The sequence below is a fragment of the Catellatospora sp. KI3 genome (assembly GCF_029948125.1).
Lineage (GTDB): Bacteria > Actinomycetota > Actinomycetes > Mycobacteriales > Micromonosporaceae > Catellatospora.
On sequence record NZ_JASAMB010000012.1, the window covers coordinates 20,509 to 43,317 of the forward strand.

Annotated in this window: 23 protein-coding genes; 10 read left to right on the top strand and 13 right to left on the bottom strand. The window is 71.7% G+C overall.

What is annotated here, in order from left to right; translation table 11 throughout:
• Nucleotides 1-3: 3 nt before the first annotated feature.
• Entirely contained in the window at nt 4-1,194 is a 1,191-nt protein-coding gene (locus QEZ54_RS19800; RefSeq protein ID WP_281306149.1) for a cell wall anchor protein, read from the bottom strand.
• A gap of 111 nt (nt 1,195-1,305) precedes the next feature.
• On the opposite strand from QEZ54_RS19800, the gene QEZ54_RS19805 reads away from it, so the two are divergent.
• Nucleotides 1,306-1,689 carry a hypothetical protein gene (locus QEZ54_RS19805; RefSeq protein WP_281306150.1) on the top strand — a complete coding sequence of 128 codons (384 nt, stop codon included), beginning with the start codon at nt 1,306-1,308 and terminating at the stop codon, nt 1,687-1,689.
• Here the strand turns inward: QEZ54_RS19805 and QEZ54_RS19810 are convergent.
• The 3 genes from QEZ54_RS19810 to QEZ54_RS19820 form a co-directional block, all read right to left on the bottom strand.
• Complete coding sequence (locus QEZ54_RS19810) at nt 1,686-2,213, bottom strand: hypothetical protein (RefSeq protein WP_281306151.1); 528 nt, start codon at nt 2,211-2,213, stop codon at nt 1,686-1,688. The two genes, QEZ54_RS19805 and QEZ54_RS19810, sit on opposite strands and share 4 nt — an antisense overlap.
• Before the next feature lie 144 nt (nt 2,214-2,357).
• Nucleotides 2,358-2,627 (bottom strand): GlsB/YeaQ/YmgE family stress response membrane protein, encoded by a 270-nt coding sequence (locus tag QEZ54_RS19815; RefSeq protein WP_281306152.1) that lies wholly within the window; start codon nt 2,625-2,627, stop codon nt 2,358-2,360.
• Nucleotides 2,628-2,760: 133 nt separating this feature from the next.
• Complete coding sequence (locus QEZ54_RS19820; RefSeq protein WP_281306153.1) at nt 2,761-3,135, bottom strand: low affinity iron permease family protein; 375 nt, start codon at nt 3,133-3,135, stop codon at nt 2,761-2,763.
• A 110-nt stretch (nt 3,136-3,245) separates the two neighbouring features.
• On the opposite strand from QEZ54_RS19820, the gene QEZ54_RS19825 reads away from it, so the two are divergent.
• Both QEZ54_RS19825 and QEZ54_RS19830 read left to right on the top strand, forming a co-directional pair.
• Nucleotides 3,246-3,701 carry a low affinity iron permease family protein gene (locus QEZ54_RS19825; protein ID WP_281306154.1) on the top strand — a complete coding sequence of 152 codons (456 nt, stop codon included), beginning with the start codon at nt 3,246-3,248 and terminating at the stop codon, nt 3,699-3,701.
• A 120-nt stretch (nt 3,702-3,821) separates the two neighbouring features.
• Nucleotides 3,822-4,340: an EF-hand domain-containing protein gene (locus QEZ54_RS19830; RefSeq protein ID WP_281306155.1), complete on the top strand. Its 519-nt coding sequence runs from the start codon at nt 3,822-3,824 to the stop codon at nt 4,338-4,340.
• A 90-nt stretch (nt 4,341-4,430) separates the two neighbouring features.
• On the opposite strand, the gene QEZ54_RS19835 is transcribed toward QEZ54_RS19830, so the two are convergent.
• Nucleotides 4,431-6,947, bottom strand: a complete 2,517-nt coding sequence (locus QEZ54_RS19835) for a low temperature requirement protein A (protein WP_281306156.1) — start codon at nt 6,945-6,947, stop codon at nt 4,431-4,433.
• Nucleotides 6,944-7,495: an EF-hand domain-containing protein gene (locus tag QEZ54_RS19840; protein ID WP_281306157.1), complete on the bottom strand. Its 552-nt coding sequence runs from the start codon at nt 7,493-7,495 to the stop codon at nt 6,944-6,946. The genes QEZ54_RS19835 and QEZ54_RS19840 overlap by 4 nt, the downstream gene beginning before the upstream one ends.
• Nucleotides 7,496-7,684: 189 nt before the next feature.
• On the opposite strand from QEZ54_RS19840, the gene QEZ54_RS19845 reads away from it, so the two are divergent.
• Together QEZ54_RS19845 and QEZ54_RS19850 are read left to right on the top strand one after the other, a co-directional pair.
• A complete protein-coding gene (locus QEZ54_RS19845) occupies nt 7,685-8,242 on the top strand; it encodes an EF-hand domain-containing protein (RefSeq protein WP_281306158.1) in 558 nt (185 codons plus the stop codon).
• 79 nt (nt 8,243-8,321) lie between these two features.
• Nucleotides 8,322-10,103 (top strand): acyl-CoA dehydrogenase, encoded by a 1,782-nt coding sequence (locus QEZ54_RS19850; RefSeq protein ID WP_281306159.1) that lies wholly within the window; start codon nt 8,322-8,324, stop codon nt 10,101-10,103.
• A gap of 80 nt (nt 10,104-10,183) precedes the next feature.
• On the opposite strand, the gene QEZ54_RS19855 is transcribed toward QEZ54_RS19850, so the two are convergent.
• Entirely contained in the window at nt 10,184-10,534 is a 351-nt protein-coding gene (locus QEZ54_RS19855) for a hypothetical protein (RefSeq protein ID WP_281306160.1), read from the bottom strand.
• Between the two features lie 143 nt (nt 10,535-10,677).
• Between QEZ54_RS19855 and QEZ54_RS19860 the strand changes: the two genes are divergently transcribed.
• On the top strand, nt 10,678-10,917 hold the full coding sequence (locus tag QEZ54_RS19860) for a hypothetical protein (protein WP_281306161.1): 240 nt from the start codon (nt 10,678-10,680) through the stop codon (nt 10,915-10,917).
• Nucleotides 10,918-10,954: 37 nt separating this feature from the next.
• Here the strand turns inward: QEZ54_RS19860 and QEZ54_RS19865 are convergent, their stop codons facing one another.
• Complete coding sequence (locus QEZ54_RS19865) at nt 10,955-11,728, bottom strand: TetR/AcrR family transcriptional regulator C-terminal domain-containing protein (RefSeq protein ID WP_281306162.1); 774 nt, start codon at nt 11,726-11,728, stop codon at nt 10,955-10,957.
• A 61-nt stretch (nt 11,729-11,789) separates the two neighbouring features.
• On the opposite strand from QEZ54_RS19865, the gene QEZ54_RS19870 reads away from it, so the two are divergent.
• Together QEZ54_RS19870 and QEZ54_RS19875 are read left to right on the top strand one after the other, a co-directional pair.
• The gene (locus QEZ54_RS19870; RefSeq protein WP_281306163.1) at nt 11,790-12,614 is read left to right on the top strand and encodes an ATP-binding cassette domain-containing protein; all 825 of its coding nucleotides are present in this window, start codon (nt 11,790-11,792) and stop codon (nt 12,612-12,614) included.
• Nucleotides 12,611-13,417: an ABC transporter permease gene (locus tag QEZ54_RS19875; RefSeq protein ID WP_281306164.1), complete on the top strand. Its 807-nt coding sequence runs from the start codon at nt 12,611-12,613 to the stop codon at nt 13,415-13,417. The genes QEZ54_RS19870 and QEZ54_RS19875 overlap by 4 nt, the downstream gene beginning before the upstream one ends.
• Before the next feature lie 86 nt (nt 13,418-13,503).
• On the opposite strand, the gene QEZ54_RS19880 is transcribed toward QEZ54_RS19875, so the two are convergent.
• Both QEZ54_RS19880 and QEZ54_RS19885 read right to left on the bottom strand, forming a co-directional pair.
• Complete coding sequence (locus tag QEZ54_RS19880) at nt 13,504-14,448, bottom strand: sulfotransferase domain-containing protein (RefSeq protein WP_281306165.1); 945 nt, start codon at nt 14,446-14,448, stop codon at nt 13,504-13,506.
• Nucleotides 14,449-14,547: 99 nt separating this feature from the next.
• Complete coding sequence (locus QEZ54_RS19885; RefSeq protein WP_281306166.1) at nt 14,548-15,153, bottom strand: XRE family transcriptional regulator; 606 nt, start codon at nt 15,151-15,153, stop codon at nt 14,548-14,550.
• A gap of 79 nt (nt 15,154-15,232) precedes the next feature.
• Between QEZ54_RS19885 and QEZ54_RS19890 the strand changes: the two genes are divergently transcribed.
• Together QEZ54_RS19890 and QEZ54_RS19895 are read left to right on the top strand one after the other, a co-directional pair.
• Nucleotides 15,233-16,231: an NAD(P)/FAD-dependent oxidoreductase gene (locus QEZ54_RS19890; RefSeq protein WP_281306337.1), complete on the top strand. Its 999-nt coding sequence runs from the start codon at nt 15,233-15,235 to the stop codon at nt 16,229-16,231.
• Nucleotides 16,232-16,242: 11 nt separating this feature from the next.
• On the top strand, nt 16,243-16,488 hold the full coding sequence (locus QEZ54_RS19895; RefSeq protein ID WP_281306167.1) for a hypothetical protein: 246 nt from the start codon (nt 16,243-16,245) through the stop codon (nt 16,486-16,488).
• An 88-nt stretch (nt 16,489-16,576) separates the two neighbouring features.
• Here QEZ54_RS19895 and QEZ54_RS19900 read toward each other — a convergent pair whose 3' ends face one another.
• The 3 genes from QEZ54_RS19900 to QEZ54_RS19910 all read right to left on the bottom strand — a co-directional run bounded on the left by QEZ54_RS19900 (nt 16,577) and on the right by QEZ54_RS19910 (nt 22,777).
• Nucleotides 16,577-20,047, bottom strand: coding sequence for a discoidin domain-containing protein (locus QEZ54_RS19900; RefSeq protein ID WP_281306168.1), 3,471 nt, complete (start codon nt 20,045-20,047; stop codon nt 16,577-16,579).
• A gap of 385 nt (nt 20,048-20,432) precedes the next feature.
• Nucleotides 20,433-22,022, bottom strand: coding sequence for an FG-GAP-like repeat-containing protein (locus tag QEZ54_RS19905; RefSeq protein ID WP_281306169.1), 1,590 nt, complete (start codon nt 22,020-22,022; stop codon nt 20,433-20,435).
• A gap of 104 nt (nt 22,023-22,126) precedes the next feature.
• Complete coding sequence (locus tag QEZ54_RS19910; RefSeq protein ID WP_281306170.1) at nt 22,127-22,777, bottom strand: M15 family metallopeptidase; 651 nt, start codon at nt 22,775-22,777, stop codon at nt 22,127-22,129.
• Nucleotides 22,778-22,809: the final 32 nt, after the last annotated feature.

The following is a 22,809-nucleotide window of genomic DNA, read 5'->3' on the forward strand; positions in this document are numbered from 1 at the left end:
CGGTCACCCCGCGGCCAGGGCGAAGCCGTTTCCGGCGGCCACCGCGGAGACGGCGTCCAGGCTCGTCTGGATCGTGACCGGCAGCGCACGTCCGGTGGTGCTGCCGTCGCCGAGCTGGCCGGTGTCGTTGCGGCCCCACGTGTGTACGACGTCATCGTCGCTGCGCGACAGCGCGTAGCTGGTGTCGAACCCGGCCGCGACCGCGCGCGCCCCGGCCAGCCGCCGCACGGTGACCGGCCGGTCGCGTACGCCGCCGAAGACGCCGATGCCCAGCTCTCCGGCGGAGTTGTCGCCCCACGACCGGACCGTGCCGTCCTTGCGCAGCGCCAGGCTGTGCCGCAGCCCGGTAGCGATCGCCGCCACCCCGGACAGCCCCTCCACCGGGGCGGGCACCGGCGACGGCGTCTGGCTGACCGTGCCGCGGCCGAGCTGGCCGAAGTTGTTCGCGCCCCAGGACAGCACGGTGCCGTCGCGCCGCAGCGCCAGCACGTGGCCGCTGCCCGCGGCGATCGTCCGTACACCGCGCAGCCCCCGCACCGGCGTCGGGTTCGGGTCGTCCGTGCCGAACGTGCCGTTGCCGAGCACTCCCGCGCTGTTGTTGCCCCAGGCCAGCACCGTCCCGTCGGCCAGCATCGCCATGGAGTAGCTGTCCCGGGCGAAGACCGCCCGCACCTTCGCCAGCCCGGGCACGCGTACCGGGGTGAGCTGCGGCTCCGGGTCGATGACGCCCAGGCCGAGCTGCCCGCTGCTGTTGTCGCCCCAGGCCCACACGCTGCCGTCGCGGCGCAGTGCCAGCACGTGGACGGCGCCGGCCGCCACGGCGGTGACGTCGTCGAGACCGGTCACGACGCCGGGGGTGGAGTGGTCGGTCCGGGTGCCGTCGCCCAGCGGGCCGCGCTCGTTGTCGCCCCAGGCCCGCAGTGCGCCGTTGGCCAGCAGCGCGATGCCGTACCCGGTGCCCGCGTCGATCCGCGCGACCGACAGCAGGTCCGTCACGGCCACCGGTGTCTGCCGCAGCTGCGTGGTGCCGTCGCCTAGCCGGCCGTCCGCGTTGCTCCCCCACGCCACCGCCGGGTGCGGCGTGAAGCCCGCCTGCGGCGCCGCCGCCACCCGGTCGCCCACGCCCAGCGGCGCGACCAGGATCGAGCCGAGCAGCACCGCACCGACCAGTCGGCGCCCGAACATCGTGTCCATCCCCACCCCGCGTGTTATGGACTCTTTGTACCGTCAGGCCGCAGGCGGACGCCGCCGACACGCACGAACGCGGGCAGAGCGCTGCTCCGGGGGCGTGGGTACGCTGCCCGGGTGGGACATCGCAAGGGTGCACGGGTACTGCTCGTCGGTCAGACGACGTACCGCTGGGCGGGTTCCCACAGCCACCGCGCTGATCACGCCGACGACGGCACCCCGCGCTACCGGGACTGCACCGAGCACGTCACGATACGGCGCGACGGCGCGCCCGGCCGCCTGGACGTCGTCTTTGCCGGCGGCCCGGGGCGTCTGGTGTCGGACGGCATGCTGCACGCCGGCGCGGTGGTACGCGGTGACGACTACGTGAACCTGAACCGGCCGGGCGTGGTGCGCGCGCTGCTCGACGAGGCGCTCAGCCGCGGCTGGCAACCCGACGCCCCTGGCCGCGCCGAGTTCGACGGCTGGCTCCTGATCGGCGCCGTGCCGCTGCGGCATTAATAGGTCCGGTCGAGGGTGGTCAGCTCGCCGCTGGTACGCCCGGTCCCGGCGAACGCCTTCAGGCTGCCGTCTAGCGTTCGTTCCCACACCGAGTTCCCGCTGTCGGTGAACAGGAGCACGCACTCACCCATCGGTTCGCGCTGCGGCTGCATGTCGTCGAAGTGAGGGACTGGCCACTCGACCAACTTGCCGGGCGGCATCGCCACCACTCGCTGGTTGAATGGCGGGGCGAGTTCCGCAAGACGGGTCGAGTCCTGCCGCAGGACCACCCTGATCCCGTAGATCGGAAGCGAGGAGGCGTTGAAGACGTTCAGGCAGCGTTCGTCGGTGTCATACCAGTAGCCGATACGTGAAGCCTGGTGACGGGCTCTCTCGTGAGCTTGCTCGAGCCGCAGCAGCTCTGCCTGTCGATCCCGCTCCGACTCGACCTTGTACAACCGGTAGGCGACGATGCCCGCGACACCGCCGAGGACCATACCGCCGAACGACCCGATCGCATCGACGACGCTCCAGAAGTCGGCCATGTGCCGACGCTAGCGCGGGCAGTCAACGTAGCCGACCTCCTATCGGACGTCCGGTGGCACAGCACCGCCCGCTCGCGCGTCCCGGCCTTCGGACAGACTTCGGCCCGCGGCGCTTCGCCGCGGGCCGGAGAGTCCTGTGGGTGGTCAGATCGTCGAGCGGCCCCGGACGCCCGCGATGAGCGCCACGCCGAGCGCGGCCAGGCCGATCTGGAAGACGAGTTCGATCCAGTCGACGCCGTCGGTGACGGCGACGCCCACGGCCTGGGCGAGGGCGGTGCCGATCAGCGCCGCGACGATACCGACGACGATGGTCAGCCAGATGGGCATGTTCTGCCGGCCGGGAACGACCAGGCGTCCCAGTGCGCCGATGACCAGACCCACGATGATGGCCGAGATGATGCCTGCGACGGTCATGTCCTTCTCCTCTGCGCCTAGGAATCCGCTACACCATCGATCTGCCCGACGCCGCCGGTGACTAAACAATCCGGAATGCGATCGTCGCCGTACGGTCGCGGCACAGCCGGATTCCCACGCGCCCGCAGCCGACTCAGGTGGCGGCGTGCACCTGCTCTTCCAGGTCGTCCTGCTCGTGCAGGGGACGCTGCTCGGCGGCGATCAAATCGTTGCGCGCTCCGCTGGTCGCCCGCACGAGTTCGTCGAGCTTCAGCAGGATCGCCCGGGACTCGCGGCCGGCGGTGTGCTGGATGAGGAACACCATGATGAACGTGAACACGCTGGTCACCGCTACCAGCACCGTCATCCAGTGCTCGGTGAAGCCGCCGATCAGCCCGCCCGCCAGCCAGAGCAGCGCCATGGCGACCGCCGCCGCGGCCGCCCACGCCGATCCGGCGAAGTCGACGATCCGCCGCGCGGCCGTGCTGATCTTGTTCCGGGTACTGGCTCGCACCGAGGTCGGCTGCACCACTGCTCCTGTCCCTGCCGGCCGGTCCGGCATCCGCGGCTGGCCCATACCCGGAGGTCAACGGGGCGAACCGCAGGTTTGCCCCGGGCGGGCGGACGGTATCCAGCGGCATGGCCAACATCCCCTCCCCCAGCACGCACGCGCGTGAGCACGGTGCCGACGACACCCGACCCCGGAACATGCCCAGCGACGTCGCCCCCGGCCTGGGCCTGTTCGACCGGTTCGCGACCCGGGCGTCGGCGTTCTTCTCCAAGGCCTGGTTCTTCGCCGCCTGCGTACTGCTGGTGCTGATCTGGGCGCCGTCGTACTTCGTCATCGGCGAAGTCGACACCTGGCAGCTGATCATCAACACGGCGACGACGATCGTGACGTTCCTGATGGTGGCGCTGCTGCAGAACACCCAGACCCGAGCGGACAAAGCCGTCCAGCACAAACTCAACGCCATCGCGGACGGATTGGCCGACCTGATGAGCCACGTCGCCCAGGCCGACGACCAGCCCGGCCTGCACACCGATGTCGAGGAGCTGAAGGCGGCCGTCGGGCTGGAGGACCGGCAAGGGGTCTGATCGACGTCGGCCGCCGGGCAGTGCCGACACGCGTACGACACGTCGGCAACGTCCCCGGGTGGTGACGGCTGCGTGTCTAACCTGCGAGGTGATCACCTATTTGCCCTGATTAGGAGCATCATGGACGACATCATCTCGGACCGGATCCGGCTGCGCTTCGACCTCCTCGACGCGGACGGCAACGGCGTGCTCGAGCCGACCGACTTCGTCGAGGTCGCCGACCGGATCGTGCAGGCCGTGGGTGCTGCCGACGCCGACCCCAAGGTCCGCGCGCTGCGCGCCGCGCACGAGCAGTACTGGCACAGCCTGCGGTCCGCGAGCGCCGCCGAGCGGATCGACCTGCCCGCCTACGCCGCCATCGTGTCGGCCGTCGGCTGGTTCGACCGCTACGGCCTGCCCTACGCGGAGTCGCTGGCCGACCTCTGCGACCGCGACGACGACGGGCTGATCAGCCTCGACGAGTTCCACCCGGTCATGGTGGCGGTGGGATTCGCGCCGGAGAAGGTGCGGCAGCTGTTCGCGTCGTTCGACCGGGACGGCGACGGAAGCATCGACCGTGACGAGTGGATCGCCGGGATCGGCGAGTTCTACGACCCGAGCGCCTCCGACACGGTCACCGGGGTGCTCGTCGGCGCGTAACGGTCGCGCGGTCCGACCGGTCCCCGGTCGGCTGGTAGGAACGGACACAGGGGCCGGCTCCAGGTGGAGTCCGGCCCCTGTCACGTACGGCTACCGCGCCGGTGACGGTGCGGGCGGACGTCGCCGCGCGGGGGAAAGGGAGGCGGGCGTCGGCTCACGGCGGCGAGGTCGGGGCGGCGGGTTCCGCGGGCGTCCGGCGTAGACCAGTGCGCCGACGGTGGTCGCGGCCAGGGCCAGGGCCGCGATGCCCGGCAGGGGTGCCGCGGCCGGTGCCAGCAGCACCGGCGCGACCACCCCGAGGATCAGGTGCCTGGGCAGGTACCGGTGCACGGCCCACGCCATGACCGCGAGGCCGGCCTGGTACACGGCGACCCCGAGCAGGAGCGCCAGGCCGGCGGCGGTGGGCAGCGGGCCGCGCGGGCCGTCGGCGGCCAGGACGGCCACGGCGGTGGTGACGGCGTAGCAGAAGCCGATGACGGCGGTGAGCAGGAGCAGGTGGCAGGCGGTGTACCGGCCGGTCGCCAGGCGGTGGCGGGCCGCGGTGCCCAGTGCGGTGAACAGGTGCTCGGCTGGTGCGCGCCATCGGGCGTACTGGTGCCACAGCCCGGCCGCCATCAGCATCGCGACGGCGGCGGTGGCGGCCGTCGCGGTGGTGATCGCGGTCCCGAAGGTGGCGGTGGTGATCGCGGTGGCCAGCGAGGCCAGTCCGAGCAGCGTCATCAGGCTGTGCCGTTCGACCAGGTGCGCGGCCGCGACGACGGGGCAGGTACGGCTGCCGGCCCACCAGGTGCCGATCTCCGTGGCGGCGAGCAGCGACCAGGCCGCCGGCCGCAGCGGCTCGGGCACCGCGGCCTGGGTGAGGATCAGCGCGGTGACCAGCGCCGTGCTGGCCAGCACGGGCACCAGGCGGGACGCGGGCGGGCGCAGGGTGAGCACGACCGCCACCGCGGTCAGGGCCCGGACCAGCAGGTAGGCCAGTGCGAACACGACGGTGGCGGCGCCGACGCGGGCGGAGCCGGTGGTGAACACCTGCGGCGCGGCAAGGGTCAGCAGCAGCAGCGCCGCCATCGCCGCCAGCAGGCAGGCCCTGGTCGCGCCGAGGTCGGCCTTGACGGTGTTGGCCAGCCTGGTGGTGGCCGACCAGCATCCCCACAGCATCAGCAGCACCAGCACGGCCTGCGCCATCCCGGCCGGGTGGGGGTCCGCGCCGACCAGGTAGGCGGTGCGGGTTACGGCGAATCCGGCCACGACGTCGACGAGCAGTTCCAGGTCGGTGACGGCCGCGCGGGCCGTGTTGTAGCGGCCGAGCAGGCGCAGCCGCCAGGCCAGCCGCCGCCGGTGCGCCACCCGACGCTGCGGCGCGGCGCGGCAGTGGCCGCTGTCGGCCACGGCCAGTCCCGTGCACGCGGCGGCGGGTATGGCCAGCATCGCGGGCAGCGGCAGGCCGGCCGCCACCGGGGTGAGCGCGAGCAGGAGCAGCGCGGTGGCCGGGCGCAGCCAGCAGCGGCGCCCGGCGATGACGGCCCAGAACCAGAACTGGCCGAGCAGGTAGAGCGTGACGCCGCCGTAGACGGTGCCGACGGCGGCGGGGCCGGCGGGTGCGGCCCCGGCGAGGCCGGTGAGGGTGCGGGCCAGTCCGACGATGAGCAGCACGAGACCGACCAGCATCACCATGTTCGCCTGGAAGTACGTGAACAGGGCGGCGGCCCGTACGGTGGCGCCGGTCTTGGCCCGGAACCGGATCCGGGCGTGGCCGGCGATGAAGCCGAAGTGCAGCCACCACAGTGCGATGAGCAGGGTGAGGTATACGAGCAGGTAGACGAGGACCGGACCGGCGCCAAGGCGGGCGGGGTCCAGTCCGCCGAGCAGCTCCACCACGCAGCCGAGGGCGACCACGACCACGGCCGCGACCCGGTCGGTGAAGACCGCGGTGGCGCGGGGGAAGAACGCCTCGGTGGCGCCGAAGGGCAGCCGGTCGCGGAAGTCGAGCTGCAGCGCGCCCATCACCAGCACGTTGATCGCGAGCGCGGCGACCAGCAGCAGGGTGCGCTGCTGGCCGGTGGTCGCGGCGGCGGCGAACCACATGGCGCCGGAGGCCAGCGGAGCCAGGGTGGCCGCGACGGCGTTGCCGGGGTGCAGCCGGTGGGCGGGCAGCACGGCGTACACCATCCATACGCCCGCGGTCTCCAGTGCCTGGACGGTCAGCATCGACGCGGCGAAGACGGTCGCGCCGGGGGTGGCGCCGTCGGCGACGATGTCGGGTGCGGTGACCGCGACCAGGGCGAGGCTGACGGTCGCGCCGACGATGACCGGCCGCATCGCGGCCCGTTCGGCGCTGACGACGGATCCGGCCAGGACCAGGCCGGTCCAGTACATGAGGACGGCCAGCAGCACGGCGAAGCCGCGTACGGTGGTCGCGGGGTCGGTGGTGCCGGCCAGGACGGCGGCTACCTGGGCGACGGCCAGTACGAACACGACGTCGAGGAACAGTTCGGTGGCGGTGGGCAGGCCGCCGGGGTCGATCGGGGCGACGCCGGCGCGGCGGCGCACCCAGGGGAGCATGGCGCGGGCGTACGCGGCCCGGCGCCCTGCGGTCGGCACGGTCACCGGGTGAGGTCGCCGAAGAACCAGTTGCCGCGGGCGCGCGGGTCCGGGCTGGTGTAGAAGTCCCAGGCGGCGTCGGTGAGCTCGTCGGCGCTGAGGCGACCGTCGCCGTCGGCGTCCAGGGCGGCGAACGCGACCCGCACGTCACCGCGGCTGGTGCCGAACGCGCGGTGCATGGTCGCGAACTCGGTCAGGTCGAGTCGGCCGTCGCCGTCGGTGTCGCACACGTCGATCAGCGCCTCCACGGCCGGGCGCAGCATGGTCGCGCGGCCGGTGGGCCGGAGGAACGCGGCCGTCATGCCGTGGTGGAACTCGCGGTAGGTGATGGCCCCGTCGGTGTCGGCGTCGGCGTGGCGGGCGATCTCGTCCCAGAGCCGCTCGTGCCGCTCCAGCACGGCACGGCCCTTGGCGCAGGCGGGTGTGCGGCGGAAGCAGAGCAGCAGCCGGGAGGCCAGCGCCAGGATCTCGTCGCATTCGATCTGGCCGTTGCCGTCGATGTCGAAGTGCGCGAACGCCAGATCCAGCTTGCGCTTCTGCAGTGCGCTGACCACTTCTCACCATCGTCCTAAACCGGCCAAATCACCGGAATAGTAGCCAGCCACCGGGTGATCCGCACCGAGCGCGAGCGTGTCGGCCGCGTCGAGGCGGGCGACACGTCGGCGACCGGCGGGTCCGCTCGCCACAGGATTTCGCTGTTACCCTCCGTAAGTTGATGACGACTATTAGTGATTGGAACGTCGATGACGGCTACCCGCAATGAACTCGAGGCCCGGTACTCCATCCTGTTCGAGCTGCTCGACGCCGAGCGCAACGGCTCGCTGACCGCACAGGACATGACCGCGCTGGCGACCCGTGTGGTCACCGCCTTCGAAGCGACCGCCAGCCCGGCCAAGACCGCCGCCGTGTACACCGCCTTCGCGGCCTACTGGGACGGCCTGGCCGCGCACCTCGGCGGCGGCGACGGGCCGTTCAACCGCGCCCAGTTCATCCAGGCCCTGCAGAAGGCGATCGGCGACAGCGAAACCGGGTTCACCCAGCTGATCCGCCCGATCGCCGACACCCTGTTCACCCTCATCGACACCGACGACAACGGCGAGATGTCGCTGGCCGAGTTCCGCCAGGCCCAGGTGGCCATGGGCGTCGACAGCGCCGACAGCGAGCGGGCCTTCGCCCGGATCGACCTCGACGGCAACGGCCGCATCGACCGGGACGAACTGGTCGCCGCGGTCGCCGACTTCTACCGCAACCCCTCCTCGGACTCCCCGATGAGCGAGTTCTTCGGCGCCCTCAGCCGCTGACCTACGGCGCCGCCACCCGGTGCGGCCCGCACCGGGTGGCGGCTCTCCGCGACCCGAAAGGCAGACGATGTCGACGGCTGTGCCCGCACCACGGCAGCACCGGCCCGGATCGGCCACGCTCCGCTCGCTGACCGAGATCCTGTACGGCCACCGGTTCGACCAGGACCACCGGGTGTGGCAGAACCTGCTCGCCGACCCGCAGTTCGCCTTCGCCGACCTCGACCACGACGCGGCGGTACAGCGGGCATACCACCGGCTGGCCCTGGTCAACGCCGAGATCGACGACGTCGCCGCGTTCGCCTCGGACGTACACCGGATCACCGCCCTGCACGAGTGGATGGGCCCGCGCGACGCCGCGCTGACGGCCGTGGCGGGCATCCACTACAACCTGTTCCTGGGCAGCCTGCTGGACCTGGAGCCGGCGGGCCGACGCGACCTGGCCGAGTTCACCGACCTGCGCCGCGTCGGCGTCTTCCTGTGCACCGAGGCCGCGCACGGCAACAGCGCCGCCGACCTGGAGACCACCGCCGTCCACAACCCGGCGACCGGCGGCTTCGTGCTGCACACCCCGCACCCCGGCGCCCGCAAGTTCATGCCGAACACCGGCCCGGCCGGTGGCGCCAAGACCGGGCTGGTCGCCGCACGCCTGCTCGTCGACGGCACGGACCAGGGCGTGTACCTGTTCTTCACTCCGCTGCGCGACCGCACCGCGGTGCTGCCCGGCATCACCGTGGAGGCCCTGCCGCAGGCTTCCACCGCCGCCGTCGACCACAGCCTCACCACGTTCCAGCACGTACTGCTCGCGCCGGACGCACTCGTCGGCGCGGTCCTGCGCGACGGGGCGCCCAGCGGGGCGCCGGGCAGCCTGCGCAAGCGGTTCCTGCGCTCCATCGGCCGGGTGACCACCGGCAAGCTGTGCATGAGCGGCTGCGGCGTCGGTGCGGCCCGCACCGCGGTGAACAGCGCGGTGCGGTACGCCCATACCCGGCACACCACCGGCCTGGACCCCGGCGTGACCGTGCCGCTGTTCGCGCACCGGGGCCACCACGCCCGGCTGATCGAGGCAGTGGTGGCGACCTACGCCGCGACCCTGCTGCACCGGTACGCGGTGGACCGGTGGGCCGCGGCGACCGCCGCCGACCACGACGAGGTCGACCGACTGGTCGCCGTCGTCAAGGGCTGGACCACCTGGCGGGCGCGCGATGTCGTACGGGAATGCCGGGAACGCACCGGAGCCGTCGGCCTGCTCCGGGTCAACGGCCTGGCCGACCTCGCCGCCAGCCTCGAGGGCCCCGTCACGGCCGAAGGCGACAACCTGGTCATCTGGACCAAGGCCGCGGCGGAGATGGTGTTCGGCCACGCCGTCCCGGCGGGCACCGGCCAGGCCGCCGACCTGTCGCGACCGCTGTCGCTGCAGGGTCTGCTGGCCGACGTGGAGCGGCTGTGGCAGCAGCGGGCCCGGACCCGCCTGCGCGACCGCACGCACCCCGGTGCGCTGCCGCGGTGGAACAACACCGTCTCCTGCGCACTGGAACTGGTCGACGCCTACGCCCACCGGCTGGCCGGCGAGGTGCTGCTGGCCGCAGTCGACCGCGCCGGCGACCCGACGGCGAGCATCCTGCTACGCGAGGTGCACCGGCTGTTCGCGCTCGGGCGGATCGCCGCGCACAGCGGTGACCTGCTGGCCACCGGTCGGCTGACCGCCGAGCAGGTGACCGGCCTGCCCGACCTGCGCGAGGCGGCGATCGCCGCGCTGCAGCCCTGGGCCGCCACCCTCGCGGACGGCTTCGCCCTCGACGACGCCTTCGCGCGCGGGCCGCTGACCGGGCACCGGACGGGCGCGCTCACCGCGAGCCGGTAGCGCTGCCCGACCGAGTCCGCCCGCGCGCGTGCTCCGAACACCGCGTTGTCGCGGCACGGGCGGCTGCGGACGGACCCGCGCTACACCGACGCCAGGAGGCCGAGACAGCCGACGACGGCGGCGAGCCCGAGCGTGCCGAACACGAGTAGAGGACCGCCGACGCTCGTGATCCGGCGCAGCACCAGGACGGTGCCCGCCAGTGTCATCGCGACGGCGAGCGCCAGGCTGTACCAGTAACGGGGTTCGATGTCCTCGACGTAGAACACCTCCGCGTAGTTGTGTCGCGCGCGGGCGAGCCCGTCCACGAGCGGACCACCCGTCATCCAGAACCACAGCACGACGTCACCGGCGACGCCGAGGACGGTACCCAGGACCGACCCGGCGAGCGAGCACTTCGACACTTCCCCGCTGGCGGGCCGCGACTCGGACATGCCGCCACCTCCTCATCGACGCACACCGATCACCGTAAGGGATCCGGGCTGCCCGCCGACAGCGGGACCGGCGCGCCGCCGTCCAGTCCGGCGCCATGCCGGCAGACGTGTACGCGACCCGGCCGACCCGCTAGCATCTCCACATGAGATTGATGCACATCACTGCCACGGTAGGCGCGGCGGCCCTCTGCGCGGCGCTGTTCGCCGCCGCACCGGCCCAGGCGAACAAGAACCCGGGGTGGGGCGTCCCGCTGGCCTCCTTCGACAGCCAGGCCGAGTGCCAGGACGCGCTGCCCTACTACGCCAGCACGTACGGTCCGCTGGTCTACTGCGCCTTCGCCAGCCCCGCCACCGGTTGGGCGGTGTTCGGACCCGGCGACTGACCGGACGCGTCATCGGGCGGGCACACGCCCGCTCCGCTCAAGCACCGGACCGGCGGATGAGGGCCTCGACGCCTTCGATCATGCGGTCGAGGCCGAAGGCGTACTCGTGCTCGATGTCGAAGGCGCTCTGGTGCGCCTCTCCGGCCGCTCTGCCGACCCGGTCGGCGACGGGGAAGCGGCCCGGGTCGAGCACCTCGGCCAGGGCCGGTCCGGCCGCCTCCCACCACTGGGCGTCGGTGATGCCGGTCCGCCGCTCGGCCTGCTCCGCCTCGACCTTGCGCCGGGCGACCCCCTCGACATGGGTGTGCACGAGCGTGACCACGGCATCCATCTCGACGTCGGTCAGTCCGACGCCGTCGACCACCCGCAGCTCCAGGTCATACTTGGCGATCGCGTTCGGGCCCAGCGGCGGGCGGCCGGTGAAGACCTGCAGCATCCACGGGTGGTCCAGGTACATGGCCCAGTTGACGGCCGCGACCTGGCGCAGACCGTCGCGCCAGTCGCCGGGGCGCAGTTCCCGCAGGCGCGCCACCGCCGCGCCGTAGACCGAGTCCAGCATCGCCTCGACCAGCTCCGCGCGGGAGACCACGTACGTGTACAGCGACATCGTGCCGACGCCGAGGGTCTCCGCGACGCGCCGCATCGACAGCTGCGCCAGGTCCTTGTCCTCGTCGGCGAGGCCGATGGCCGTGGCGATCACCTGGCCGGCACTGAGGGCGTGCCGAGGTCCCCGTCGCGGCAGCCGCCGGGTGCCCCAGAGCAGGGCGATCGTCTTGGCGGGGTCGGCGCTGCCGCTGCTCTCGCTGGTCACGGACTCCAGCATAACGAGCTCACTTCGTATGCCATACGGAGAGCGTGCTACGCTTCTCCGTATGGCATACGAAGAAGGCGTGCCCGCGGCGGAGCACGCGGGCATAGTCGCGCAGGACCTGCGCAAGCAGTACGGCGAACGAACCGCGCTCGACGGGTTCACCCTGCGGGTCCGGCCCGGGACGGTGTGCGGACTGCTCGGCCCCAACGGCGCGGGCAAGACCACCGCGGTGCGGATCCTCTCCACCCTGCTGCGCCCCGACGGCGGCCACGCCCACGTCGCCGGATACGACGTCGTCCGCCGGCCCCGGCAGGTGCGGTACCGGATCGGCCTGGTCGGCCAGCACGCCTGCGTCGACGAGATCCTCACCGGCAGACAGAACCTCCAGCTGTTCGGGCGGCTCGGCCACCTGACCGCCGACGCCGCCCGCCGACGCGCGGGCGAGCTGCTGGACCAGTTCGGCCTCGCCGACGCGGCCGACCGGGCCGTCGCCCAGTACTCCGGCGGCATGCGGCGCCGGCTCGACCTGGCCACCAGCCTCATCCTGCGCCCGGCCGTGCTCTTCCTCGACGAGCCCACCACCGGCCTGGACCCGGCCGCCCGCATCGACGTCTGGTCCCGCATCCGCGAGCTGGTGGGCACCGGCACGACCGTGCTGCTGACCACCCAGTACCTGGAAGAGGCGGACCAGCTCGCCGATCAGATCGCGGTCATCGACGCTGGCCGGATCGTCGCCGAGGGCACCCCGGACGAGCTGAAGGCCAAGGTCGGACCGGACCGCGTCGAGACCGTCACCCGCAAGCCGACCCTCGACGAGGTCTTCCTGCACCTCACCGGCAAGACCGCCACCCGTTCCACCGAGACCGTCCTGGAGCCGGCCCGATGACCACCCCCACCGCCGTGCCCGCGTCCGCGTCGTGGCTGCGCGACGCGGCGACGCTGACCCACCGCATCCTGCTGCACTGGCGGCAGCGTCCGTTCTCGATCGCGCTCACGCTGCTGTTCCCGGTCCTGATCGTGCTCATGTTCGGCTACCTGTTCGGCGGCGCCATGGCCGTCCCGGACGGCACGTACCTGGACTACCTCATCCCCGGCATGCTGGCCATGACCATGCTGTTCGGGCTGGAGTCGATGGTCCTGGCCGTCACCGCCGACGCGGCCAAGGGCGTCACCGAGCGGATCCGGGCGATGCCCGTCAGCGGGGTCGCCGTGCTGACCGGGCGCGGCTGGGCCGACCTGCTCAACGCGCTCGCGGGCCTCACCGTCATGATCGCCACCGGGTACGCGGTCGGCTGGCGGCCCCACGACGGCCTGCCCTCCGCCCTGGCCGCGCTGGGTCTGCTGCTGTGGCTGCGGTTCGCCTTCACCTGGGTCGGCATCTACCTCGGACTGCTGCTCAAGACCCCGGAGTCGGCCGTCGCCGTGCAGGTGCTGGTATGGCCGGTCGGCTTCCTGTCCAGCGCGTTCGTGTCCCCCGGCACCATGCCCGGCTGGATGGGCGCGATCGCCACCTGGAACCCGCTGTCAGCGACCGCCACCGCCGTCCGGGAGCTGTTCGGCAATCCCAGCTGGAACGAGACCACCTGGGCGGCGGAGCACTCGGTACTGCTCGCGACGGTGTGGCCCGCCGTGCTCACCGCGGTCTTCCTCCCGCTGGCCTACCGCCGGTACCGGCTGCTCGGGCGTTAGCGGCCGCACCATCCGTCAGACAAGGCGCGACCGTGCCTGGTGCGGCCATCGGGTCGCACCAGGCGTGGAGGCGGTGGCCGCGCGCCTCAGCCGGCCGGGTAGCCGAGCCGCTCCGCGAGGTCGCCGTAGCGGGCCCGGAACGCGGCGCGGTGCCGCTCGGTGAAGTAGTTGCGCCAGTCGCCGGGCACACCCTTGCGGTAGTGGTTCATCTCGTCGACCTCACCGGGCCGCCGGTCGGAGTAGGACAGTCGCGTGAACGTGTGGTAGTCGGTCGCGAGCGGCACATACGCCCGCGGCAGCCGCCGTGGTGCCGGGCCGGCCAGCGCGCGGCGCACCCGGGCCCGGCCGGGTTCGGCCCGCACCGCGCCCAGCCGCCAGCGCAGCGCGGCCGCCCGGACCCACCCGCCGATCGCCCCCGGCGGCACCAGCAGCCCGTAGTGCTCGAAGATCCGCGTCCACACGGCCACCGGATCGGCGATCTGCTCCTCCATGCGCAGCTCCAGGACCTCCGGCTGCCGGTAGTCCCAGGTGTCCATGTGGTCGAGGAAGTAGCCGCTGAACTCGATCTCCTCGAGCATGCCCGCCGACTCGTCCAGCTTCAGCAGCCGCTCGCGGTGCTCGATCAGCTCGTGCCAGGTGACCCCGAGCGCCTGTACGGCGTGGGTGTTGCGGTGGCTGAAGTAGCCCGACACCACGATGTCGCGCGGATCGCGGATGACGTTGACGGTGCGCCGCGGCGGCAGGGTCTCGTAGTGCCGCTGCTGGATGTTGGTCAGCGACAGCAGGTCCACCCGCTCCTGCCGGACGAGCTCGGCCAGGGAGCCGTAGGGCGCCCACTGCTCCGGGGCGATGACGGTGACCATGTTCAGGCCGAGCAGCCCGGCGGCCTCCCGCAGGATGCCCCGCGACCAGCTGGAGGCGGCCTTGTGCCGGCCGGAGTAGACGAGCAGCACGTGGCCGACCCCCTTGGACCGCTCGGCAGCACCGGGCGCGGGCAGTGCCGTCGCCGCCGGTGACCAATGCATAGACATCTGTCGAGGAGGCATTCTCGCAACTTTATTAACAAATTCGCAACCCCACGTGAAACCGCTCAAGCGAGCACATTGCGATCCGAGGCTGCGCCGCACCGCTCACGGCTGCGCCCCGTCCGCGCCCGGTCGGCGCGGCCTGGCCCGCACGTGCATGCGTTCGCCCTGGCGGCCGAGGATGCTGAGGATCTCGACAGGCTGCTCGCCGGTGCTGCCGAACCAGTGCGGCAACCGGGTGTCGAACTCGGCCGCCTCGCCGGTGCCGAGCACCACGTCGTGGTCGCCCAGGACCAGGCGCAGCCGCCCGGACAGCACGTACAGCCATTCGTAGCCCTCGTGCACGCGCGGTTCGGGCTCGTGCTGCGCCGCCGGGATGATCACTTTCCAGGCCTGCAGCGAGCCGGGCTGGCGGGTCAGCGGCAGCACGGTCCGGCCGTTGACCTGGCGCGCCGTCAGGCGCACCCGGGGGTCGCCGGTCTCCGGGGCGCCGACCAGTTCGTCCAGCGGCACCCGGTAGGCCTGGGCGATCGGCAGCAGCAGCTCCAGGCTGGGACGGCGCTGGCCGGACTCCAGCCGGGACAGGGTGCTCTTGGAGATGCCGGTCGTCTCGGCCAGGCCGGTCAGGGTCACCCCGAACTGGCTGCGCAGCCGCTTGAGTCGGGGGCCGACCTCGGCCAGGGCGGCGGCGATCACCGGCGTGTGCTCCATACCCCCATCTCATCGCACAATTCCCGGAAACGGCAACAGGAGTTGCCGGATGACCGCAACCACGACGAGCCTGGCACCCATGAACGAGTACGACGTGGTGATAGTCGGCGGCGGCGCCGCCGGACTGAGCGCGGCCCTGGTCCTGACCCGGGCCCGGCGCCGGGTGGCCGTGATGGACGCTGGTGTCCCCCGCAACGCCCCCGCCGCGCACATGCACGGGTTCCTGTCCCGCGACGGCATGCCGCCGGCCGAGCTGCTCGCGGTCGGGCGGGCCGAGGTCACCGGGTACGGCGGCCGGATCATCGACGCGACGGTGGTCGGCATCGAACCCGGCTTCCAGGTCCGGCTGGCCGACGCGACGACCCTGCGCGCACGCCGGGTGCTGGTCACCACCGGGCTGCGCGACGAACTGCCCGACCTGCCGGGCGTACGCCAGCGGTGGGGCCGCGATCTGCTGCACTGCCCGTACTGCCACGGGCACGAGGTGCGCGACCGGCCGCTCGGGGTGCTCGGCGGCACGCCGGACGCGGTGGTGCACGCGCTGCTGGTGCGGCAGTGGTCGGCCGATGTGGTCTTCTTCGCGCACACCCATGCCCTGACCGGGGACGAGCGGGAGCAGCTGGCCGCCCGGGGCGTGCGCGTGGTGGAGGGGACCGTGGCCCGGCTGGTGCACGACGGCGACCGGCTGCGCGGCGTCGAGCTGGTCGGCGGCGAAGCCGTGGCCCGCGACGCGGTGTTCGTGCGGCCCCGCTTCGTACCCCGCGACGACCTGCTCACCGGCCTGGGCTGCGCGGTGCACGACAACGGCTGGGTGGCCGTCGACCCGACCGGCCGCACCAGCGTGCCCGGCGTCTGGGCCGCGGGCAACGCGGTCGATCCGCGCGCCCAGGTCGTCACGGCCGCCGGCGCCGGATCGGCGGCCGCCATCGCACTCAACGCCGACCTGGTCGCCGACGACGTACGCCGCGCCGTGACCGCCCGCCGCGACGTCACCGACGCGTTCTCGCCCGAGCTAGAGCGGCAGGTCGCCGCCGTCGTCCTCGGCGAGCGCGCGCACGGCTTCCCGACCCCGAGATGAGGAGGACGAACATGTCCGAAGCACCCCGACCGCCCGCGCGGGTGGGACCACCGCCCCGGCACCACCTGGCCCTGATGATCTGGCTGGCCGTCTTCCCCACCCTGACGGTGCTGCAGCTGCTGCTCGGCGGCCTGCTCAGGGACGCGCCGATGCCGCTGCGCACTCTGGTGCTGGCGACCGTCGCGGTGCCGGTGGTGGTCTACGGTCTGCTGCCGCCGCTGCAGCGGCTGCGCGCCCGGCTGCTCGGCGCAGGCTGACCGGCCCGGCAGCGCCCGGCTGCCGGCACACACGGTGAGGGGAGCCGACCCGCGGACCTGGTCGGCTCCCCTCTGGACGCACCGGACGTCAGACGACCGGCTCGACCCAGATGTTGCGGTAGTACAGGTTGGCTCCCGGGTCGCCGTGGTCCTGGAACCGCAGCGGTCCGGGGGCCGCGGTCTCAGCGGCGCCGTTGCCGGTCGGGCCGTTGATCTCCGCGTTGTTGATGACGGTGACGCCGTTCCAGACGACCGTCACCCGGGCGTTCTCGGTCTTCACATTGGAGCTGTTGAACCGGGCGGCCCGGAACGTGACGTCGTAGGTCTGCCACGTCTGCGGGGCGGTGGCGGCGTTGGCCGACGGGGCGATCTTCTCGTAGATCGCGCCGCACTCGTTGTTGGCCAGGGTGGTGTCGCCGTACGAGTCCAGCACCTGCAGCTCGTAGCGGTCCTGCAGGTAGATCCCGCTGTTGGCCCGCTGCTGGCCGGTCACGTCGCCCGGCAGCAGCGGCAGCCAGAACTCGGCGTGCAGCTTGAAGTCGCCGAACGCCTGCTTGGACTTGATGTCGCCGCCGAGGACCTCGACGCCGCCGTTGCCCAGCGGCCACGTCACCGGGGTGCCGTTGGAGTGCTGGAAGTTGTTCATGTTGGTGCCGTCGAACAGCACGATCCGGGTCGGCTGCGTCGAGGACGCGTACGCCTCGAACTCGTAGACGCGGGCGGCGCCGTTGCCGTCACTGGCCGGGGTGGTGATGTTCAGCCGGATGTACCGGGCCGAGGTGGCGGTGAAGTTGTGCGTGGTGATGCTGGCCGTGTTGGCGGTGACGGTCGCGACCGTGGTCCAGCTGGTGCCGTTGGTGGACACCTGGAGGTTGAAGTCGCGGGTGTTCCAGGCGAGGTTCTCCCCGCCCGCACCGGCGTGCCGGACGACCAGCTGGCCGACCGTCTGCGCGGTGCCCAGATCGACCTGCAGCCACTTGGTGGCGCCCAGCGAGCACCACTTGTCGGTGTTGCCGCCCGAGACGCTGCCGTTGACGGCCTGCGCCGGACCCTCGGCCGCGGCGCAGGAGCTGTCCGCGGTCGCCGCCTTGCCCAGCGCCAGGTTGCCCGTCGGCGTCGTGGTCGGGGCATAGGCCTCGAACTCGTAGACGCGGGCCGCGCCGTTGCCGGTGGTGCCGCCGTTCGTCACGTTGAGGCGCAGGTACCTGGCCTGCGTCGTGGCGATGTTGTGGGTGGTGCTGCTGGCGGTGTTGCCGGTGACGGTCACCGCGGTGGTCCAGCTCGTCCCGTTGGTGGACGTCTGGATGTTGAAGTCGCGGGTGTTGAACCCGACCTCTTCCCCACCGGTACCCGCGTGCTGGAGGACGAACTTGTTGACGCTCTGCGTGGAGCCGAGGTCGACCTGCATCCACTTGGTGGCGCCCAGCGAGCACCACTTGTCGGAGTTGCCGCCCGAGACGCTGCCGTTGACGGCCTGCGCCGGTCCTTCGGACGCCGCGCAGGAGCTGTCGGCCGTGGCGGCCTTGTTCAGCGCCAGGTTGCTCGACGGAGCCTGGCCCGGGATCGCGTTGAGGGTGTACCAGACCTCGGTGCTCCACAGCGACTGGCCGTTGGCGGCCGCGAACGGCTTGGGCGAGCGGATGTGCACCACCCGGCCGGTCTTGAGGCCCGGGATCACCAGGGTGACCTTCTTGCTGTCGGCGGACAGGGTCGCCGACGACACGGTCAGGGTCTCCTCGTCGACCTTCGGGCCGCCGTAGGCCGCCGTCGGGACGTAGCGCCACTGCTTGACGCGGTACTTCGTGGCCAGTGCGGTGGCGGTCGCCGCCGACACCGGCTGGGTGTACTCGATCTCGAACCCGTTGGGCAGGGCCTTCATGTTCAGCATGTCGAAAGCGTTGCCGCCGTTGGGGGTCAGCTTCTGCAGGCCGAAGTTGAGCTTGCCGGCCTGGCCCCAGTTGCCGCCGCCGCCGATGCCGCCGACGTAGATCGCGCCGTCCGGGCCGACGTTGACCTCGGACACGCCGCCCTCCAGGCCCTGCGTCATCCGGAACAGGGCGCCCTGGTACTCGCCGTTGACCTTCTCCACCGCGGCGCGCTGCAGGCCGCCGTAGGTGACGTCACCGATGACGAACTGCCCGGCGTACAGGCCGCTGGGCATGTACATCGGGGTGCTCGGCGAGTTGCCGATCTCGTTCTGCGGCAGCCAGATCACCGGCTGGGTGACCGGAGAGCCCTCGAACGGGCCGGCCGGGTTGATGTAGTGGTTGAAGAACCGGCCCTGCTTGATGTGGACCAGCTTCGAGGCGGGCAGCCAGCCGCCCTGGTTGTCGGTGACGAAGATGCCGTTCTCCGGGCCCCAGCCGATGCCGTGCGGGGTCCGCAGGCCGCCGGCCACGTAGGTCACCGCGCCGGTGTCCTTGTTGACCTTGATGGTGGTGCCGCGGCTCGCGACCTTCTGCGGGTTGGTGGTGGCGCCGCCGTAGTCGATGCCCACCGACAGGTTGAGGTAGAAGTACCCGTCGGCGTAGAGCAGGCCGAACGCGAACTCGTGGAACGTGCCGCCGTAGGGCCACGTCGCGACCTGCTGGTACTGGTCGGCGACCTCGTCGCCGTTGGTGTCGACCAGGCGGGTCAGCCGCATCTTCTCCGATACGTAGACGACACCGTCGACGATCTTCAGACCCATCGGCTCCTTGAGGTTGCTGCCGATGCGCTTCATCGTGACGTTGCCGGGGCTGGTGTTGCCCCCGGTGTTGCCCAGGATCCAGACCTCACCGGCCTGGGAGGTGCCGGAGTCGTTGGTGCCGCCCCAGGTGCAGATGACCAGGCGGCCGTCGGCGAGCCAGTCCATGCCGGTCACCCGCGGCTCGAAGCCGGACGGGCGCAGGTTGGTCAGGTTGAAGTTCGGGTGCACGGAGGTCAGCGGCAGGCCGTCGCCGGGCGAGTCGCCGGTGCCCTCGCACTCCTTGCGGCCGGGCGCGGTGACCCGGACGACACCGGCGTCGGTGCTGAGCACCGAGTTCGGCACGGTCACGAACGTGGTCGAGCCGGGTGTCTGCCACTGCAGCGTCAGCTGCTGCCCGCCGCCGGCCTCGAAGAAGTCGATGTGCACGGCGTGGTAGCCGGTGGTCAGGTTGACCGCGCCGTCCTTGGCCGTCGCCCCGTGCAGGCCGTCGTGGTTGATGACAAGGTTGTCATCGATGAGCAGCCGGGAGCCGTCGTCGCTGATCAGACGGAAGGTGTAGCTGCCCGCCGTGGGGATGTTGACGTAGCCGAGCGCCTGGGCGTAGAAGTTGTCCTCCTGCCCGAACTGGGCAGCGGTGGTCCAGTCGATCGTCGACATGAGCTTGTCGATGTTGGGCGTCTGCGCGGGCTTGAGGTTGCACAGACTGCTCAGCGCCAGCTGCAGGTCGAAGACCCGCAGCGTGATGCCCGGCGTCTGCGGTGGCGGGGCGGCGGCCGCGGCGGTGGCGGGCAGCCACCCCGTCGCGGCGACGACCGCCGTGGCAAGAGCACCCGCGACAAGCAGGCGCCCTCGTCGGAGCGGAGCGAACACTTTTCCTCCAGTGGGAGCGGGACTGGTGCGCGCCGTCGTCAGACGTGGCAGCCCGCTCGCAGCGGCGTGCCAGGACATTCGGGCGGAGCGCGTGATGTGTCCTGATGCGACCTGGCACGCCGATGCCTGGCACAGACACCATAGATTTCTTTTATCTCGATGTACAGATGTTCTTTTGGTTCCGTCATAACTTCCGTTGATCTCACCAAAAGATTCGGGATGCAGGCCGACCCACCCCCGCGGCTGACCGCACCGTTGGGGCGACAGGCGGTTCAAGAATCCGGCGAGTTTGAAAACCGGCAGTTCATGACCGTTGTCGGCGGCGGACGCCGGGCACGCCGAAGGGGCGCGGACCGGAGTCCGCGCCCCTTTCGCTGGTGACCTGTCAGGCGGTGGGCGCCGCCGTGACGAACTCGCTGTAGTTGTTCCAGCCGGTGCCCAGGCCGGTGTAGGCGAAGGCGGAGAACGTCGTGCCGCTGCTGGTGCTGCGCCACACCGCGAGGGTGCCGTTGTACCGGCCGATGATGTCGTCCTTGCCGTCGCCGTCGTAGTCGCCGGTCATCATCGTGTCCACGACGCCCCACCCGGCGGTGATGCTCTGCCCGGCGGCCAGCGACGGGCTGCCCGAGGTGCTGGTGTTGCGGTGGATCCACAGGCCGTCACCGGAGGCGTTCAGCGCCGCGATGTCCTTCTTGCCGTCACCGTTGAAGTCCCCGACCGGCAGCAGCTGGCTGTAGTTGTCCCAGCCGGTGCCGAGGCTGGTGTAGGCGAACGAGAAGGTGGTGCCGGTGCTGGTGCTGCGCCACACGGCGAGGTTGTCGCCGAAGCGGCCGACGATGTCGTCCTTGCCGTCGCCGTCGAAGTCGACCGCCATCATGCTGTTGACCGTGCCCCAGTCGACGCCGACCTTCTGCCCGGCGGCCAGCGAAGGGCTGCCGGAGGTGCTGGTGTTGCGGTGGACCCAGAGGCCGTCGCTGGAGAGGTCGAGCGCCGCGACGTCCTTCTTGCCGTCGCCGTTGAAGTCGCCCAGCGGCAGCAGCTTGCTGTAGTTGTCGAAGCCCGTACCCAGGGCGGTGTAGGTGAACGGGGTGAAGGTGCCCGAGCTGCTGTTGCTGCGCCACACGGCGAGGGTGTCGCCGTAGCGGCCGACGATGTCGTCCTTGCCGTCGCCGTCGAAGTCCGCGCCCATCGCGTTGTCGACCGAGGACCAGCCGGTCGAGACGCTCTGCCCGGTGCCGATCGACGGGCTGCCCGAGGTGCTGGTGTTGTTGTGGATCCACAGGCCGTCACCGGAGGCGTTGAACGCGGCGACGTCCTTCTTTCCGTTGCCGTCGAAGTCGGCGAGCCGGCCCGCCATGACCTGCGGGACCGAGTTCACCAGGCCGACCGGGGTGGTGTAGCCGACGATCTCGACGTTGGTCGCGTAGTTGCCCCGGGTCCGGGCTTTGACCAGGTCGTCCGTGTTGCCCTCGATGGTGTTCAGGGTGGTGCCCGAGACGGACTGGACGATCCCGACGTGGTCGATGCCGGCGCCCGGGGTGCTGAGCCAGTCGAAGACCACCGCGTCACCCGGCTGTGGCACGTAACTGCCTCGAGGATGCCAGGTGCCGTGCTCCTGCCCGTAGTTCTTGAACGAGTAGGCCATGCCGGTGATCCGCCTCAGGTCGACGGTGACGCCGCCCTCGCGCCAGGCGTACTTGGCGAACGCGGCGCACCAGGCGTAGCCGTCACCGCCGCCGCCCCAGCCGGCCAGGCCGCCGCACGCCGGCCAGCCGAACACGTTGCCGCCGTAGTAACTGCAGTTGTTGCCGACCTCGTGGTTGCGGGTGCTGTCGTTGAACTCGCGGACCGCGATGTCGACGATCGACTGCCCGGTCGCCGCGTGGGCCGTGGCCGGCACGGCGACCGACCCCAGTGCGATGGCCGCGGCCATGACGGTGGCCGCGAAGGCGGCGCGCAGAGTCTTCGTGTTCATGGTTTCCGTTCCTTCTTCTAGGGGGCCGCTGCGGCCCGACACGAGAAGGTTCGGCTCCCGCACTAGAGGTTCTCTGCAAAGGATTCTGTAAGCCGCCACTGGTCTCACGGGTGCGTCGACCCGTACCGGGCGGTGGGGCGGGTGGTGCGCAACGCCCAGTACCGGTCGCCGTAGGACCAGTGCCACCATTCGTGCGGGTGGTTGACCAGGCCGACGGCGAGCAGCACCCCGCCCAGCAGCAGCCGGTTGTCGCGTACGGGCTGGTCGACGCCCGGGTGGTCGGTGCGGTGGGCCTGGTCGCCGTGCGTGGCCCCGGCTTCCAGGCCCGAGCCCATCGGCAGCTCGGCCCCGGTGTGATCGCACAGGGTCAGGTCGACCGCGGCGCCGGTCACGTGCGGCGCCAGTGCCGACGGCGGCCGGTGCAGGAGGGCGCGGCGCAGCACGTCGGCCTCGGTCCAGTCCGGATGCGAGGCGCGTATGGAGGCGGTGTGCTCGAACAGGAGCCAGTCCTGCAGCCACGGGGGCCGGTAGCCCTCGATGATGAGCAGGCGTCGGCCCCGCGGCAGCAGGCTCTGGGCCGCGACCAGGCGGTCCACCACCCCGGCGCGCAGGTGCGCGTACTGTCCGGCCGGGTCGGCGCGGCGGTGGTCCAGGCGCAGTGAGGGAACGGTGCGCAGGTCGACGAGCGGCTCGGCGCCGTCGTTGATCGGAATCGCGGCGACCCGCGGATCCGAAAGCCATACAGTCTCGGACATTTCTGTTCTTCCCTGGCAGTGTGGCGGACCGC